The organism is Burkholderia plantarii (genome assembly GCF_001411805.1).
GTDB lineage: Bacteria > Pseudomonadota > Gammaproteobacteria > Burkholderiales > Burkholderiaceae > Burkholderia > Burkholderia plantarii.
Map to the genome: position 1 here is coordinate 1,184,686 of NZ_CP007212.1, position 16,862 is coordinate 1,201,547.

The window sequence follows — 16,862 nt, forward strand, 5'->3', positions numbered from 1 at the left end:
GCGGGACGGGTTCGACTCCTGTCGGGCGTGCGTGCCAGCCACGCGATGACCACGCGCCGACGCAGCGGCGCTTCCGGCCGGCGCGATCGCCGCCAGCCGGCTCTCCTCAATCCCGCTCCGGCGTCGCCGTGATGCGATGGATCGACAGATCGGCCCCGTCGAACTCGGCTTCCTGATCGAGCCGCAGCCCGAGCGTGAGCTTCAGCACGCCATAGACGAGCGTGCCGCCCACCAGCGCCACCACGATCCCGCCGAGCGTGCCGACCAGCTGCGAGACCAACGACACGCCGCCGAGCCCGCCCAGCGCCGGCTGGCCGAACACGCCGGCCGCGATCCCGCCCAGCGCGCCGCACAGCCCGTGCAGCGGCCAGACGCCGAGCACGTCGTCGATGCGCCAGCGGTTCTGCACGCAGGTGAACATCACGACGAACAGCGCGCCCGCCACGGCGCCCGTGGCCAGCGCGCCGAGCGGATGCATGATGTCGGAGCCGGCGCAGACGGCCACCAGCCCGGCGAGCGGCCCGTTGTAGGTGAAGCCGGGGTCGTTGCGGCCCGCGAACCAGGCGGCCAGCGTGCCGCCCACCATCGCCATCAGCGAGTTGACGGCCACCAGCCCGCTGATCTTGTCGAGCGTCTGCGCGCTCATCACGTTGAAGCCGAACCAGCCCACCGCGAGCACCCAGGCGCCCAGCGCGAGGAACGGGATGTTCGAGGGCGGATGCGCGGCGATCCGGCCGTCCTTCGAATAGCGGCCGTGGCGCGCGCCGAGCAGGATCACGGCCGGCAGCGCGATCCAGCCGCCGAACGCATGCACCACCACCGAGCCGGCGAAATCGTGGAACGGCGCGCCGAACGCGTGGGCGAGCCAGTCCTCGATGCCGAAGCGGTCGTTCCAGGCGATGCCCTCGAAGAACGGATAGACGAGCCCCACGATCACCGAGGTCGCGATCAGCTGCGGGTTGAACTTCGCGCGCTCGGCGATGCCGCCCGAGACGATCGCGGGAATCGCGGCCGCGAACGTCAGCAGGAAGAAGAAGCGCACCAGCGCGTAGCCGTTGTGCTGCGAGAGCGTGCCGATGTCGTCGAAGAACTCGATGCCGTAGGCCACCGTGTAGCCGACGAAGAAGTAGGCGAGCGTCGAGACGGAGAAATCGACGAGGATCTTCACGAGCGCGTTGACCTGGTTCTTCTTGCGCACGGTGCCGAGTTCGAGGAACGCGAAACCCGCATGCATCGCCAGCACCATGGCCGCACCGAGAAGGAGAAATAAGGTGTCGGCCGCCGATTTCAGGTTGTCCATCCGTTGCCCGTGTTCGCTCGAAAAGTGGGCATCCTCAGCAAGAACCGGGCCAATGCGGTGAATCGATGCCTGATGTCGGTGCGATCCGCACCGCGACAAGGCGAGACGGGAGCCGGTCGGGCGCACCGGATTCGCGCGGCCCGGATGTGCGCCGGCATTTGCACGCCGATGGTGCCGTGGCGTGAGTGAATTTGGTGCGGCCGTGCCGTGGGATGGTGCGCGGCGGGCAGTGGTCCGGCGGCACGCGCGAGACTTCGCGCGGATTGCGTGGAGAGTCGCGCCCCGGCACGCGCGGCGCGGGCCGCATGTCGCCACGGCGCCCGGTCTCGGGCCACATGAATGCGGCGCCGGGCCGCGCGCATCGTATCATCGCGATTCCTGCATCGAGAGCGCGCCCGAGCGCGCATACCGCCATGACGTCTTCCTTCCGTTTCGCGCCGCGCCGCGCGCCGTCGTACCGGTTCGCCGCCGTCGCCGCGTTCGCCGCGCTGGCGCTGGCCGGCTGCGACAAGCCCGATTCGAACGCCACGGCGCCCGACCACGCGGCGAGCGCCGTGGCCCAGGCCGCCGCGCAGGCCGCCAGCAAGCTCGACCAGGCGGCCAGCTTCGTCGACAGCCAGATCGCCGCCGCCAAGGCCGGCGTCGCCTCGGCGGCCTCGGCCGTGCCGCCCGTCTCGGCCAGTGATGCGCAGGCGCACCTGAAGAATGCCGCCACGGCGGCGTTCGGCCTGGCCGCCTCGGCGGCCGGCTCGGGCCTCGAGACGGCCGGCCGCAAGCTGCAGCAATGGAGCCGCGAGAATGCCGCGTCCTCGTCCGACGCCGATCAATCGGCGAACCGCTGAACGGAGCTTGCCGTTCCGAATAAATGTAACTATCATGAGCACACTTTCTCGCCGAGACGCCCGGCCAGTCGCGCGGCCAGGTCACCGAGCATGAACACGAGCAGCCGGTTCGCTTTTGCCGTCCACGTGCTTGCCTTGCTGTCGCAACAGGAGGGCGTGCCGCTGTCGTCCGAGATCATCGCGGGCAGCGTCAACACGAATCCGGCGCTCATCCGCCGGCTGCTGTCGATGCTGGCGGCGGCGGGGCTCACCGGCTCGCAGCTCGGTGCCGGCGGCGGCGCGCTGCTGGCGCGCGAGCCGGGCTCGATCACGCTGCTCGAGGTGTACCGGGCGGTGGACGATGCGCAGTTGTTCGCGCTGCACCGCGAGGCGCCGAATCCTGACTGCATGGTCGGGCGGCACATCCAGAGCGTGCTGACCGTCTATATCGACGACGCGCAGCGTGCGATGGAAGCCTCGCTCGCGGCGCGCACGCTGGCCGACGTGACGGCCGACGTGCTGCGCGAGGAAGGCGCCGGCGCGGGTTAGCGGCAGGGCGCGCCGGGCGGACACTTACCGGGCGGAGCGACGTCTCCGCCTTTTTTGCGAATTTAAATGTAATCAATATGGTTACATATAACCGGAAGGAGTTTCGACATGACGCAACGCACCTTGAATATCGCGCTGTTCGGCGCATCGGGCATGATCGGCTCGCGGATCGCGGCGGAAGCGGCGCGGCGCGGCCACCGCGTGACGGCGCTGTCGCGCCGGCCGGGCGCAAGCACGGGCAACCTGACGGCGAAGACGGCCGACCTGTTCGACGCGGCCAGCGTGGCGGCGGCGCTGGCGGGGCAGGACGTGGTGGCGAGCGCCTACGGGCCGGCCCATGGCAGCGAGGGCGAGGTGAGCCGCGCCACGCGCGCGCTGGTGGAGGGGACGCGCGCGGCGGGCCTGAAGCGGCTGGTGGTGGTGGGCGGCGCCGGTTCGCTGGAAGTGGCGCCGGGCAAGCAACTGGTCGATACCGACGGTTTCCCGGCCGAGTACAAGCCGGTCGCGCTCGCGCACCGCGCCGCGCTCGACGGCGAACTGCGTCCGGCCAGCGATCTCGACTGGACGTTCTTCGCGCCGGCCGCGATGATCGCGCCGGGCGAGCGCACCGGCACGTTCCGCACCGGCGCGGGCGCGCTGATCAGCGACGCCGCGGGCAACAGCCGGATCTCGGCCGAGGACTACGCGGTCGCGTTCGTCGACGCGATCGAGCAGGGGCAGTTCGTGCGCGAGGTCGCGACGGTCGCGTATTGAGCGTATGTGGCCGGCGCCGCCGGGTTGCCTCGTGCTGCCCGGTGGCGCCTGGTAGCGCGTCGTGCCCGGCATCGCCCAGGCACGAGGCAGCGCCGATGCACGCGCCGCAACCGTTGCGTTTCTTGCGCGTCCGTATTTATCCCGGTCGACGCCGAGGGTGAGTTTTCATATTGTTCCTCCGATAATATCCGGCGTAGAAAAATTTTCTATACCAACAGGAACGGGGAAATGGACCACATCGACCGCAAGTTGCTGGAACTGCTGCAGACCGACGCGACCCTGCCGATCTCGGAACTCGCCCAGAAGGTGAACCTGTCGCAGACGCCGTGCTGGAAGCGGATCCAGCGACTCAAGGACACCGGCGCGATCCGCGCGCAGGTGGCGCTCTGCGACGCGCGCAAGCTCGGCGTGGGCACCACCGTGTTCGTCGCGGTACGCACCAACCAGCACACCGAGGATTGGGCGAACACGTTCACGCGGGCGGTGCGCGAGATCCCGGAAGTGGTCGAGGTGTACCGGATGAGCGGCGAGACCGATTACCTGCTGCGCGTGGTGGTGGCCGACATCGCCGACTACGATCGCGTCTACAAGCTGCTGATCCGCACGGTGCCGCTGTCCGACGTCAGCTCGTCGTTCGCGATGGAGCAGATCAAGTATTCGACCGCGCTGCCGGTGCGCAGCGAAGCGGCGATCGCCTAGCGCGGCGTGCGGGCGCGCGTAGAATGGGCGCTTTCGGCCATCGCGGAGAGCGTCGTCCCATGAGCGAGCAGCGCAGGAAGGATCCGGTACGGGGTGTGTCCGTGATGATCGTGGTGATCGTGCTGCTGGTGATCGGCACGGTGCTCTACAACGCCATTTCCGAAAAGCGCGCCTACGACGCGCAGCAGGGCGGCGGGGCATCGGCCGCGGCGCCCGCGACCTCGTCGGCGGCCGGCCCGGCGTCCGGCGGCTGAGTCCGCTGAGTCTCTTTCCTTCGCCTTCGCCCGTCAGTCAGCCCGTTCGCCCGCTCGCCCGTTGACGGCCCGCCCGGCCGCCGCCTCGCGATCCTCCCGGCTCACTGCGGCAGCCGGATCAGGCTCGCATCCTTGCGGATCAGCAGCGACGACGCGAGCATCTGCTTGCACTGATGCGCGAGCTCCTTCAGGTCGCGCACCACCTCCGCGCCGGCCGTTTCCGATTTTTCCGCCGCGACCACCATCGAGTCGAGTTCGCGCGTGAGCTGCTTCGTCAGCTCGGCCTGGTTGGCGGGCGGCGGCGTGCCGGCCTCGGCCTGTTCGAGGTTCTCGCGCACCTGCGCGAGCCCCTTCTGCAGCGCCGCGTAGCTGCCCGGCCCGGCTTCCTCGCTGGTGTTGCGTAGCAGCGGCGCGGCGGCCGTGATCTGCGCGCCCAGCACGTGCGCCTGCACCAGCAGGTCGTTCAGTTCGGGCACGAAGCGCTGGTGCGCCTTCGGCTCGATCATCATGCGCTGGAACGCCTGGCCGAGGTTGGCGAACGCGATGTGGACGTTCTTGCGCGCGAGCCGGTACGGATAATCGCCTTCGAGCGGCGAGCCCTTCGCGTCCCTGACCGCCGCCTCGGCCGCGGCCGCCACGGCCGGCACCACGGCCGCGCCGTCGACGGCCACCACCGGCGCTGCACGCTGCGTCTGCCCGCGCCCCACGCGCCACGCGGCCTCGAAGTACTTGCGCGTGGTGGCCAGCACCTCGGCCACCAGCTTGCCCATCGCGCGGTATTCCCAGTACGGGAACAGCCGGCTCGCCGCGATCGCGATCATGCAGCCCACCACGGTGTCGATCGCGCGCTCGCCGATGATGCGCATGCTGCCGGGCGCGAGCAGGTGGAACATCAGCAGCACGTAGGACGAGGTGAACACGACGCTCGCCGCGTAGTTGAACAGCAGCAGGCTATAGCTCATCACCATCGAGCCGAACATGATGGCGATCAAGAGCGGCGGCGATTTCACCGTGTAGATCAGCGCGATGCTGATCGCGCAGCCGAGCAGCGTGCCGACGATCCGCTGCGCGTTGCGCTGCTTGGTCAGCGAATAGCCGGGCTTCAGGATGATGATGGTGGTCATCACGATCCAGTACGCGTTGGTGAGCGGCAGCAGCCGGCCGAGCCAGAACGCCACGGCCACCGCCACCGTCACGCGCAGCGCGTGGCGAAAGCTCGGCGAGCGCAGGCTCAGGTTCGAGAAGATCAGCATCGGCGAGAGCCGGCGGCGCTGCAGGAAGCGCGCGAGCGTCTTGTCGATCTTGATCTCGGTGCGCGTGCTGTCGGGCGTCTCGGTCAGCGAGCGGCGCATCTTGTCGATCAGGCGCGTGGCGCTCCAGATCCGCCGGAACGTGGCCAGCACCGCCGCGTAGGCTTCCGGGTTGGTGGCCGGGAAGTTCTTCTTGCGCATCAGCTCGATCTCGTACTCGATCGCGCGCAGCTCGGCCTTCACGCTGGTGCGCGACTGCGGCGCGCGGTTCTCCAGCACGGCCAGGCCGACCGTTTCGAGATCGCCGGCCGCCTTGCGGATCAGGTCGCGATAGAAGATCAGCAGGTCCGAGCCGCCGAACGTGCTGCGCACGAGCGGGTAGTCGGTGTGCGCGCCGACGAACATCTCGTGCAGGTCCACGCTGTTGATGAACAGGTTGAACATCATGGTGCGCGCGGCGTCGAGCTTGCCGTGGCGCAGCTTCGGCAGGTTGCGCAGCACGATGTCGCGCGCGGTCTCCTGCGATTCGACGGCGGCCACCTGCTTGAGCACGAGGTTGCGGTAGCAGTCGTCGAGATCGGCGTCGAGATCGTAGAACTCGGCGCGCGCGAGCAGGTAGCCGGCCAGCGCGAAGAAGCTGTCGGCCAGCGCCTGCTGCTCGATGCGGCGCGCCTGCCAGCGCGACACGAGCGTTGCCCAGTAGGTGTACCAGAGGCCGCCCGCGAGGATCCACGCCGCGTTGACGAGCGCCTCCATCGGCGTGAAGCTGTCCTCCAGCGTCATCACCATCATGAACAGCGTGGCGAAGCTGATCTGCGGCCAGCGGTTGCCGTACACCACGATCAGCGACAGCACGAAGGTGAGCGGCACGATGGTCAGCCACAGCGCGAAGATGTTCGGCGTGGCGAGCCCGGTGGCGAGCGCCGACAAAAAGCCGATCACGCTGCAGGCGAGCATCTCGTTGTGCTTGTACTTGAGCGGGCCGGGCATGTCGACCACGCAGGCGCCGAGCGCGCCGGTGGCGATCGTGAAGCCGAGGTCGTGCTCGTGCAGCACGATCAGGCAAAGCACCGCCGGCAGCGACACGCCGACCGCGATGCGCAGGCCGCCGAAGAAATACTGGCTGTAGAGGAACTTCCGGATTTCGATCGAATAGCGCATCGATTGTCGGTTGGCAAAGCGGCGCGGGAGACCGACGAGTCTAACGTATTTCACGGGGCCGACAGTCCGCCGGTTTCGCCCGATATTCGCGCTGCGTCGGGTTTGCTATGCTTGGCGCTGTCCGCGCGGATGCCGTCCGCGTCCCGCTCCGCGCGAATCCCGTTCGCGCCTCGCCACGCCGGCCGCCGCATGCTCCACCTCTTTTTCTCGAATCGCCACGAAACGCTCGCCGACGCGCTGATCGACCACCTCGCCGCCCATCCGGGCGCGGCCGGCCCCTGGGCCGCGCAGCAGGTGATCGTGCCGAGCGCCTCGCTGCGCCGGCGCCTCGAGCTCGACATCGCCGCGCGGCACGGCATCTGCGCGAACGTGGCGTTCAGCTATCTCGCGCAGTGGCTGTGGGCGCAGATCGGGCAGGTGCTGCGCGTGCCGCCGCGCTCGCCGTTCGCGCCGGACCGGCTGGTCTGGCGTTGCTACCGGCTGCTGTCGCGCGGTGCCGGCTCGGCCGGCTTCGATGCGGACTTCGACGCCGGCCTCGACGCGAGCCCGGAAGCCAGTGCCGCGCCGTGGCTCGCCTCGCCGCGCCTGGCCGGCTACCTCGCCGCGGCCGACGCGCCGATGCGCCACGAACTCGCGCACCGCATCGCCTCGGTGTTCGATCATTACCTGACCTACCGGCCCGAGTGGCTGGCCGCCTGGCGCGACGGGACTTCGATCGTCGCGCTCGAGGGCCCGCCCGCGCGCGGCGCCGAGGCCGCGCGCGACGACGAGCAGTGGCAGGCGGCGCTGTGGCGCGCGCTGGTGGCCGAGCTCGCGGAGGATGGCGAGCCGCCCGCGCACCGCTTCCTGCGCGACGCGCCGTCGCTCGCCCCCGGGCCGGACACGCTCGCCGCCTGGCCCGGCGCGGTCAGCGTGTTCGCGCTGCCGACCATGCCGCCGCTGCACGTCGCGCTGCTGCGCGAGCTGTCGCGCTGGATCGACGTGCGGATCTACGCGCTCAATCCGTGCCGCGAGTTCTGGTTCGACATCGTCACCGCCGCGCGCGTCGAATCGCTCGACGCGGCCGGGCAGCTCGACTACCAGCAGGTCGGCCATCCGCTGCTGGCCGAGTGGGGCCGCCAGACCCAGGCGCAGCTGCACATGCTGCACGAGCTGACCGAGACCGCCGCGGCCACCGACGCCGCGCGCTACGAGCCGCACCCGGACCGCAGCTGGCTCGCGCGGATCCAGAACGCGATCCTCGAACTGCGGCCCGAGGCCGAACTCGGGCCGCCGCCCGACGAGCGCGGCATCGAGGTCCACGTCTGTCACAGCCTCGCGCGCCAGCTGGAAGTGCTGCACGACCGCCTGCTCGCCGGGTTCGCCGAGGATCCGTCGCTCGCGCCCTCGGACGTGCTGGTGGCGGTGGCCGATCTGGCCGCGGCCGGCCCGCTGATCGATGCGGTGTTCGGCACCTCGGCCGCGCAGGACGCCGCGCGCGTGCCGTACCGGATCACCGGCCTGCCGCCGTCGCAGGCCAACCCGATCGCACGCGTGCTGCTCGACTGGCTCGCGCTGCCCGAGCGCGAGATCGGCGCGCCGGAACTGGTGGAATGGCTGCGCGTCGACGCCGTGGCCGCGCGCTACGGCATCGACGCGGCCGCGCTCGAGACGGTGCAGACCTGGCTCGCCGCGGCCGGCGCGCGGCGCGGGCTGGCCGCGGCCGCGAGCGATCCCGATGCGCAACGGGCGCCGGCCGTGCCCGCGCCGCGCCACACGTTCGCCGACGCGCTGGCGCGGCTGTTCCTCGGCTACGCGATGCCCGACGGCGCGGCGCCGGTGGGCGCCTACCTGCCGGTGGACGGCCCCGAGGGCGGCGAGGCGGAACTGCTCGGGCGCCTCGCGCGCTTCACCGACGATCTCGACTGGTTCGCCGGCCGCATCACGGCCGACGCCACGCCGGACGCCTGGAGCGAGATCTTCGCCGACGCGCTGGCGCGCTTCTTCGATTCGGGCCCGGCCTACGCGGACGCGCTGTCGGGCGTGCGCGACGCGCTCGACGCGCTGCTCGCCGCCGTTCGCGAAGGTGCGCTCGCGCTGCCGATGCCGGCCGCCGTGGTGCGCGCCGGCTTCGCGGCCGTGCTCGACGACCCGGCGCGCGGCGGGGTGCCGTGGGGCGGCGTGACGTTCTCGTCGCTGACCAGCCTGCGCGGGCTGCCGTACCGCATGGTGTGCCTGGTCGGGATGGACGACGGCGTGCTGCCGAGCCTCGCGCGCGCCGACGAGTTCGACCTGATGGCGGTGTACGCGAAGCTCGGCGACCGCCAGCGCCGCGACGACGAACGCAACCTGTTCCTCGACCTGCTGCTCGCCGCGCGCGACCGGCTCGTGATCACCTACACGGGCCGCAGCATTCGCGACAACGCGCCGTTGCCGCCCGCCGCGCTGGTCGACGAACTGCTCGACTACGCGGCGGCGGTCACGGCCGGCCCCGACGCGTCGCCGGCCGCGATCGAGGCCGCGCGGCGCGGCTTCATCGTCGAGCATCCGCTGCAGCCGTTCTCGGCCGAATATTTCACGGCGGGCGGCGCGCTCTATTCCTACGATGCCGGGCGCGCCGTGCTGGCCGGCCAGCTCGCGCGCGGCACGACGCGCGAGGCCACGCCGTTCTTCGCCGCGCCGCTGCCGCCCGAGCCCGACGCGCCGGTCGCGTTCGGCGACTTCGAGCGCTTCTGGCGGCATCCGGCGCGCGCGCTGCTGCGCGAGCGGCTCGGCGTGGTGCTGACCGACGCGCAGGCCGAGCTGATCGACACCGAGCCGTTCGCGCTCGACTACGCGGGCAGCGACGCGCTGGCCGCGCGCGTGCTGCCGATGTTCGTCGAAACCGATGGCGCGAGCGTGGCCGGACTCGCGCGGCGCGTGGCCGACGCGAGCCCCGAGATGCCGGGCGGCGCGACCGGCGCGGTCTGGCGCGAGCAGGCGCTCGGCGCGCTCGAACGGCTCGCCGCGAACGTGCGGCGCGCGCTGGAAGGCGGCGCCGAGCGGCGCCCGTTCGCGCTCGAGGTGCGGCCGGCGTGGCCCGCCGGCGAGACCTGGTTCGGCGCGTTCGACGCGGCGCTGGCCGCCGACGCCGTGCGCGCGCCGCTCGCGCTGCACGGCACGCTGAACCGGCTCACGCCGGCCGGGCAGGTCATCTATCGCCATGCGCGGCCCGGCGCGCGCGATCATCTGTCGGCCTGGCTCGCCCATCTCGTCTATTGCGCGATCGAGCCGGCCGGGCCGCGCCGCACGCTCTGGCTCGGCAACGGCGACGGCTTCGAATTCGCGCCGGTGGCCGATCCGCACGCGCATCTCGCGCCGCTCGCCGCGCTGTTCCGCGCCGGGCACCGCATGCCGCTCGCGTTCTTCCCGAAGAGCGCCTGGGCGCTGGTGTCGGGCGGCGAGGCCAAGGCGGCCGGCGTCTGGATCAACGAGCGCGTCGCGAGCGAGGCCGACGACGCGGCGCTCGCGATCGCCTGGCGCGGCGCGAACCTCTCGCTCGACGCGCCGTTTCCGGCGCTCGCGCATCTGGTGTTCGATCCGCTCGTCGAGCATCTGCGGAGCGCGGCATGACGAACGTCTCCGTTTCCGCCGCCCGGGCGCCCGTCGAACTCGACGTGTTCGCCTGCGCGCTCGACGGCGTGAACCAGATCGAGGCGTCGGCCGGTACCGGCAAGACCTGGAACATCTGCGCGCTCTACGTGCGGCTGCTGCTCGAACACGATCTCGAGGCCGACCAGATCCTCGTCGTCACGTTCACCAAGGCGGCCACGGCCGAGCTGCACGAGCGCATTCGCGCTCGCCTCGCGCAGCTCGCGCACGTGCTCGACACCGGCGACGACGGCGGCGATCCGTTTGTCGCGAAGCTGTTCGAGACCACGCTCGGGGCGCAGGGCGGCATCGACGTGGAGGTGGCCGGGAAGCGGATCCGCCGCGCGCTGCGCAAGTTCGACCAGGCGGCGATCCACACCATCCACGCGTTCTGCCAGCGCGCGCTGCAGGAGGCGCCGTTCGCCGCGGCGATGCCGTTCGCGTTCGAGATGGAGGCCGACGACGCGTCGCTGCGCTTCGAACTCGCGGCCGACTTCTGGTACTCGCGCGTCGAGCCCGTGGCGGCCGCGTATCCGGCGTTCGCGGCGTGGCTCGTGGAGCATCGCGCCGGGCCGGACGCGCTCGATGCGCAGCTCGCGCGGCGCCTGAAGAAGCCGCTCGCCGAGCTGCGTTTCGACGGCCTGACGCCGCTGCACGACACGGGCGGGCCCGATGCCGACGCCATCGCGCGCGCGCGTCATGACGAGGCCGCCGCGCTCTGGCATGGCGGGCGCGCGCGCATCGCCGCGCTGCTGGACGACGCGCAGCCGTCGTTGAACCAGCGCTCGCACAAGCCCGAGGCGGTGGCCGACGCGCTGGCCGCGTGGGCCACCTATTTCGGTGAGGCCGAGATGGCGGACGGCGCCGCGGACCACTCGGCCGCCCCCGCGCCGCTGCCGAAGGCGGCACTCAAGCTCACGCGCGGCGTACTCGAGAAGGCGACGAAGAAGGGCGGCACCACGCCCGAGCATCCGTTCTTCGAGGCGGCCGAGGTGCTCGACGCGGCGCTGGCCGCGGCCGAGGACGCGCAGCGCGGGCGCTGGCTCTCGCTGATCGCCGCGTGGCTGGCCGAGGCGCCGGCGCGGCTCGTCGAGAAGAAGCGCACGCGCCGCGTGGTGTCGTTCGACGATCTGCTCGCGAACCTCCATCACGCGCTGGCCACGCATCCGTGGCTGGCCGACACGCTGCGGCGCCGCTATCCGGCCGCGCTGATCGACGAGTTCCAGGACACCGATCCGCTGCAGTTCGAGATCTTCGACACGATCTTCGCGCCGGACGGCCCGCTGTTCCTGGTGGGCGACCCGAAGCAGGCGATCTACAGCTTCCGCGCGGCCGACCTGCATACCTATCTGGCCGCGCGCGCGAGCGCGCGCTCGTGCTACACGCTGGCGGTGAACCAGCGCTCGACGCCGGCCATTGTCGATGCCTGCAACCGCGTGTTCACGGCGAACCCGCATGCGTTCGTGCTTGACGATCTCGACTACCCGCCGGTGCGCGCCGGCACGCGCCAGCGCGCGCCGTTCGTCGACGGCACCGATCCGCGCGCGGGCGCGGGCGACTTCCGGATCTGGACGCTGCCCGAGGGCGACGCGATGCTGGCCAAGCGCGACGCGCAATGGCAGGCCGCGCAGTCCTGCGCGGCCGAGATCGCGCGGCTGATGCGCGGCGCGCGCGCCGGCGCGGTGCGGCTCGGCGAGACGCCGCTCGCGCCGTCCGACATCGCCGTGCTGGTGCAGACGCATCGGCAGGGCAGCATCGTCAAGCGCGTGCTGGCCGCCTGGGGAATCGGCAGCGTCGAGCTGGCGCAGGCGTCGGTGTTCGCGACGCCGGACGCCGAGCAACTCGAACGCGTGCTGGCCGCGGTCGACGCGCCGGGCGACCTGCGCCGGCTGCGCGCGGCGCTCGCCACCGACTGGTTCGGGCTCGACGCCGCGGCGCTGTGGCGGCTCGAACAGGGCGACGCGCCCGCCGGCGCGGCGGCCGGGGCCGACGCGATGAGCTGGGTCGAGCGCTTCTCGCGCTACCGGCTGCTGTGGCGCGAACGCGGCTTCGCGGTGATGTGGCGCACGCTCGCGCGCGAGCTGCGGATCGCCGAGCGGCTGCTTGACGGCGCCGGCGGCGAGCGGCGCGTGACCGACGTGAACCATCTCGCGGAGCTCACGCAGGCGCGCGCGTCGGCGCAGCCCGGCATCGCGCCGACGCTGCGCTGGCTCGCCGCGCAGCGTCGCGCGGGCGGCGGCGAGGATGCGCAGCTGCGGCTCGAATCGGACCGCAACCTGGTGCAGATCGTCACCGTTCACAAGTCGAAGGGGCTCGAATACGCGGTGGTGTTCTGCCCGTTCCTCAACGACGGCCGGCTCCACGAGCCGCGCGAGGAGGCGCTGCCCGACGCGCGCGAGTATCACGACGAGACCGGCGCGGCGGTGCTGCACTACGGCTGCGACGAGGCCGCCGCCGAGATGGCCGCCGCGCAGGCGCGCCGCGAGCAGGCCGCCGAGCGCGCGCGGCTCGTCTACGTGGCGCTGACGCGCGCCGTCTATCGCTGCTATCTGGTGGCGGGCGTCTACCAGGCGGCGAGGTCGACCAGGGAAGCGCGGCGCAGCGTGCTGAACTGGCTCGTGGCCGGCGGCGGCCACGATTTCGACGCGTGGCTCGACACGCCGCCGGAGGCCGATGAACTTGCCGCGAGCTGGCGCCGGCTCGCCGACGGCCCGATCTCGATCGAGCCGCTGCCGGCGGTGCCGGCCCGCGAGCCGCTCGCGGCCGGCCACGACGCCGATGCGCTGGGCGGCGCGCGGCATGCCGCGCGGTTCCTGCGCGACGCATGGCGGATCGCGAGCTTCAGCTCGCTCACCGCCTCGCTCGCGCGCGAGCAGGAGGGTGTGGCGGTGCTGCCCGACGAGGCACTGCGGCCCGATCACGACGCGCTCGCGGCGGCCGTCGATCCGATGCCGCGCCTCGACGACGGCGCGGCCGGCACCGGCGCGCCCGCCGAGCCCGACGGCGACGACATCGTCGCGTTCCCGCGCGGCGCGGCGGCGGGCGAGTGCCTGCACCTGCTGTTCGAGCTGAGCGCGTTCGACCGCGCCGACAGCTGGCCCGAGGCGGCCCGGCGCGCGCTGCACGAGCGGCCCGTGGAGGCCGAGCCGACGCTCGGCGAGCGGCTGCCGGCGATGATGACGCGGCTGGTGGCCGACGTGGTGGCGACCGAGCTGGTGCCGGGCCTGCGGCTCGACGCGCTCGACCCGCGCAGGCGCCTGAACGAGATGGCGTTCCTGTTCCCGGCCGCGTCGCTCGATTTCCTCGCGCTGCGCGAGCTGCTGAGCGCGCACGGCTATCCCGACGTCGCGCTCGAATCGGGCACGCTCGCCGGCTTCCTGAAGGGCTTCATCGACATGATCGTCGAGCACGATGGCCGCTTCTGGATCGTCGACTGGAAATCGAACCATCTCGGCGCGACGCCCGATGCCTACGGGCCAGCCGCGCTCGACGCGGCGATGGCCGATCATGCCTACCATCTGCAGGCGCTGCTCTACACGGTGGCGCTGCATCGCTACCTGCGCGTGCGGCTGCCCGGCTACGACTACGACACGCACATGGCGGGCTACCTTTACCTGTTCGTGCGCGGCGTGCGGCCCGACTGGCGCAGCGGCGGCGCGCCCGCCGGCGTTCACGCGAAGCGCGCCTCGCGCGAACTCGTCGACGCGCTCGACGCCCTGATGCGCAAGGAGCGCGGATGAAGGATCTGACCGAACCGTTCGGCTTCATCGGCGGCCTCGCCGAGCGCCTGCCCGAGCCGGCCGATTTCGGGCTCGCGCTGGCCGAGGGCTTCGCGCGCCGCATCGGGATGCTGTCGCGCCGGCTCGGCGCGCCCGCCGACGCGGCGCGCTGGGCCGCGCGCGCCGCGTTCGCGGCGAGCCGCGCCACGGCGGCCGGGCACGTCTGCATCTCGCTCGGCGCGCTGGCCGCGCGCTACGCGGTGACGCTCGACCAGGTGCGCGCCGAGCTGGCCGCGAGCGGCGTGACCGCATTCGGCCGCGCGCCGCTCGGTGCCGATCGTCCGCTCGTGGTGGACGCGCAGGGGCGGCTCTATCTCGCCCGCTATTTCGACTACGAGACGCGGCTCGCCGACGCGCTGGTGGCGCACGCGCGCGCGGCGCGGCCCGGGTCCGGGTCGGGTTCCGGCGGCGCGCTGGCGCCGGCGCGCCTGCGCGAGAGCCTCGGGCGTTACTTCGCGCCGCCGCGCGAGGGCGAGATCGACTGGCAGCGCGTGGCGGCCGTGGTCGCGCTCGGCGGCCGCGTGACGATCGTCAGCGGCGGGCCGGGCACCGGCAAGACGACCACCGTGGTCGGCGTGATCGCCTGCCTGATCGAGATGCAGCCGGCGCTGCGCATCGCGCTCGCGGCGCCGACCGGCAAGGCCGCGCAGCGCATGCAGGAAGCGCTGCACGCGCGCGCCTCCGGGCTGCCGGCCGAACTCGCGGCGCAGCTGCCGCGCACCTCGTACACGCTGCATCGGCTGCTCGGCTGGCTGCCCGGCGGCCGGTTCCGCCACCATCGCGACAACCCGCTGCCCTACGACCTCGTGGTGGTCGACGAGGCGTCGATGATCGACGTCGCGCTGGCCGCCCATCTGCTCGACGCGCTCGCGCCCGGGGCGCGGCTCGTGCTGCTCGGCGACAAGGACCAGCTCGCCGCCGTGGAGGCGGGCGCGGTGTTCGCCGAACTGAGCGCGCGGCCGACGTTCAGCGCGGCCGGCTGCGAGCGGATCGCCGAGGCGCTCGGCGTGGCGCCGGCCGCGTTCGTCGCGGCGCTGCCGGACGAGGCGCGCGGCCCGGCGGCGGTTTTGCCCGACGCGCGGGCCGCGGCGGAAGCGGCGGGTGCCGACGCCGATCGCCGGCCGGGTGTGTCTGAAGCGGTACGACGCGAATCGGCCCCGGCTGTCGCGCGGGGGCGGCGCCGCGCGCGCTCGACGACGCTCGACGCCGCCGGCGTGCCGGCGCAGCGCTCGCTGTTCGATTTCGACGACGCAGCCGCGAGTGATGACGCGTCCGCATCCGGCACCGCACATGCCCCCGCCGCCGAACCGGCGAGCCGGACCGACGAGGACGGCTTCGCCGGCGCGCCGCTCGACGCGTGGATCGAACCCGACGAACTGGCGTGGCTCGACGCGTGGCGGATGGACGAGGTGGAGGTCGCGCGGTTCGACGCGGGGCGCCCTGGCATGCAGGGGGTGCAGGGGACCGGATTCGAACCGGCAAGCCCTGTCGATGCGGTCGCCTTCGACGAACCGCTCGCCGATTGCGTGGTCTGGCTCGAACGCAACTACCGTTTCGGCCTCGATTCGCCGATCGGCCGGCTGTCGCTGGCGATCCGGCGCGGCGACGCGCAGGCCGCGCTCGATGCGCTCTCGACGCAGGCGGACGCCGCCGCGCGCTTCGTCGACGACAGCGGCGACGCGCTGGCCGCCGTCACCGTCGAGCGCCTCGCCGACGGCTTCGCCGCCTACGGCGAGGCGCTGCGCGACGCGCTCGCCGGCGGCGAGCCGGATCCGCTGCCGCTGTTCGACGTGCTGAACCGCTTCCGCGTGCTCTGCGCGACGCGCACCGGCGCGCGCGGCGCCGACGAGATCAATCTGCGCGTGGCCGCGCAGGTGCGGCGCGCGGTGGGCGTGCCGCTCGCCGTGGGCGCGCACTGGTTCGCCGGCCGGCCGGTGATGGTGACGCGCAACGACTACGCGCTCGGCCTCTTCAACGGCGACATCGGCATCGCGTTGCCCGACGCGCAGGGCGCGCTGCGGGTCTGGTTCCGCGGCGCCGACGGGCGCGCGCGGGCGGTCTCGCCTGCCGCGCTGCCGCCGCACGACACGGCGTTCGCGCTGACGGTCCACAAATCGCAGGGCTCGGAGTTCGACGAGGCCGCGCTGGTGCTGCCGGCCGTGTTCGGCCGCGTGCTGTCGCGCGAGCTGGTCTATACCGCGATCACGCGGGCCCGCTCGCGCGTGCAGGTGATCGGCCCGCGCGCCGTGCTCGCGCAGGCGATCGCGACCCGCACGCAACGCGATTCGGGCCTGGCCGCGCGCATCGCCGACGCCGCGCAGGCGGCCGCCGAGGCCGAAACGCGGCACTAGCCGCCGGCGCCGGCCGGTCTTCCGCGTTCCCATCCGTTCCCTGTTCGAAGCCCGCCGGGCCGTCGCGAGACGAACCCGGCGGCAGTGGCGCGCGCCACGCCGGCCGGGATGCCGAAATCGCTTTCGCTGCCGTGCGCTCGATCGCCAGGTATTTTAAATTCGATGATTATCGAGTGGCCTGGCAGTGGTTAATCGTTTTCAAGGTGATGTAACTATGGGTTTGGAAAATTGGCTATTGTTTTTGGTTTTTTCGTGAATTGATGGCGGAGTTGATTCATGAATTTTTATTTAATAAAAATTGGCTAATTTGAATTAAAACAACGTGCGTCATGACGT

At 72.1% G+C, this 16,862-nt stretch carries 10 protein-coding genes; 8 read left to right on the plus strand and 2 right to left on the minus strand.

What is annotated here, in order from left to right:
• Nucleotides 1-106: 106 nt before the first annotated feature.
• Nucleotides 107-1,300: an ammonium transporter gene (locus bpln_RS05220; protein WP_042624285.1), complete on the minus strand. Its 1,194-nt coding sequence runs from the start codon at nt 1,298-1,300 to the stop codon at nt 107-109.
• A 413-nt stretch (nt 1,301-1,713) separates the two neighbouring features.
• Between bpln_RS05220 and bpln_RS05225 the strand changes: the two genes are divergently transcribed.
• The 5 genes from bpln_RS05225 to bpln_RS05245 all read left to right on the plus strand — a co-directional run bounded on the left by bpln_RS05225 (nt 1,714) and on the right by bpln_RS05245 (nt 4,376).
• Complete coding sequence (locus bpln_RS05225) at nt 1,714-2,142, plus strand: BCAL1086 family glycoprotein (RefSeq protein ID WP_055138239.1); 429 nt, start codon at nt 1,714-1,716, stop codon at nt 2,140-2,142.
• A 90-nt stretch (nt 2,143-2,232) separates the two neighbouring features.
• Nucleotides 2,233-2,670, plus strand: coding sequence for an Rrf2 family transcriptional regulator (locus tag bpln_RS05230; protein WP_042624287.1), 438 nt, complete (start codon nt 2,233-2,235; stop codon nt 2,668-2,670).
• A 108-nt stretch (nt 2,671-2,778) separates the two neighbouring features.
• Nucleotides 2,779-3,423 carry an NAD(P)-dependent oxidoreductase gene (locus bpln_RS05235; protein WP_055138240.1) on the plus strand — a complete coding sequence of 215 codons (645 nt, stop codon included), beginning with the start codon at nt 2,779-2,781 and terminating at the stop codon, nt 3,421-3,423.
• 228 nt (nt 3,424-3,651) lie between these two features.
• Nucleotides 3,652-4,122 (plus strand): Lrp/AsnC family transcriptional regulator, encoded by a 471-nt coding sequence (locus bpln_RS05240; RefSeq protein WP_055138241.1) that lies wholly within the window; start codon nt 3,652-3,654, stop codon nt 4,120-4,122.
• Nucleotides 4,123-4,181: 59 nt separating this feature from the next.
• Complete coding sequence (locus bpln_RS05245) at nt 4,182-4,376, plus strand: hypothetical protein (RefSeq protein WP_042624290.1); 195 nt, start codon at nt 4,182-4,184, stop codon at nt 4,374-4,376.
• Nucleotides 4,377-4,477: 101 nt separating this feature from the next.
• On the opposite strand, the gene bpln_RS05250 is transcribed toward bpln_RS05245, so the two are convergent.
• A complete protein-coding gene (locus bpln_RS05250) occupies nt 4,478-6,787 on the minus strand; it encodes an FUSC family protein (protein WP_055138242.1) in 2,310 nt (769 codons plus the stop codon).
• Between the two features lie 189 nt (nt 6,788-6,976).
• Between bpln_RS05250 and recC the strand changes: the two genes are divergently transcribed.
• From recC to bpln_RS05265, 3 genes are read left to right on the plus strand one after another with little or no spacing between them, the layout of a single operon-like run.
• Nucleotides 6,977-10,378 carry an exodeoxyribonuclease V subunit gamma gene (recC, locus tag bpln_RS05255; RefSeq protein ID WP_055138243.1) on the plus strand — a complete coding sequence of 1,134 codons (3,402 nt, stop codon included), beginning with the start codon at nt 6,977-6,979 and terminating at the stop codon, nt 10,376-10,378.
• Nucleotides 10,375-14,136 carry an exodeoxyribonuclease V subunit beta gene (recB, locus tag bpln_RS05260; RefSeq protein WP_055138244.1) on the plus strand — a complete coding sequence of 1,254 codons (3,762 nt, stop codon included), beginning with the start codon at nt 10,375-10,377 and terminating at the stop codon, nt 14,134-14,136. Before recC ends, recB begins: the two co-directional genes overlap by 4 nt.
• Entirely contained in the window at nt 14,133-16,526 is a 2,394-nt protein-coding gene (locus bpln_RS05265) for an AAA family ATPase (RefSeq protein ID WP_055138245.1), read from the plus strand. Before recB ends, bpln_RS05265 begins: the two co-directional genes overlap by 4 nt.
• Nucleotides 16,527-16,862 lie beyond the last annotated feature (336 nt).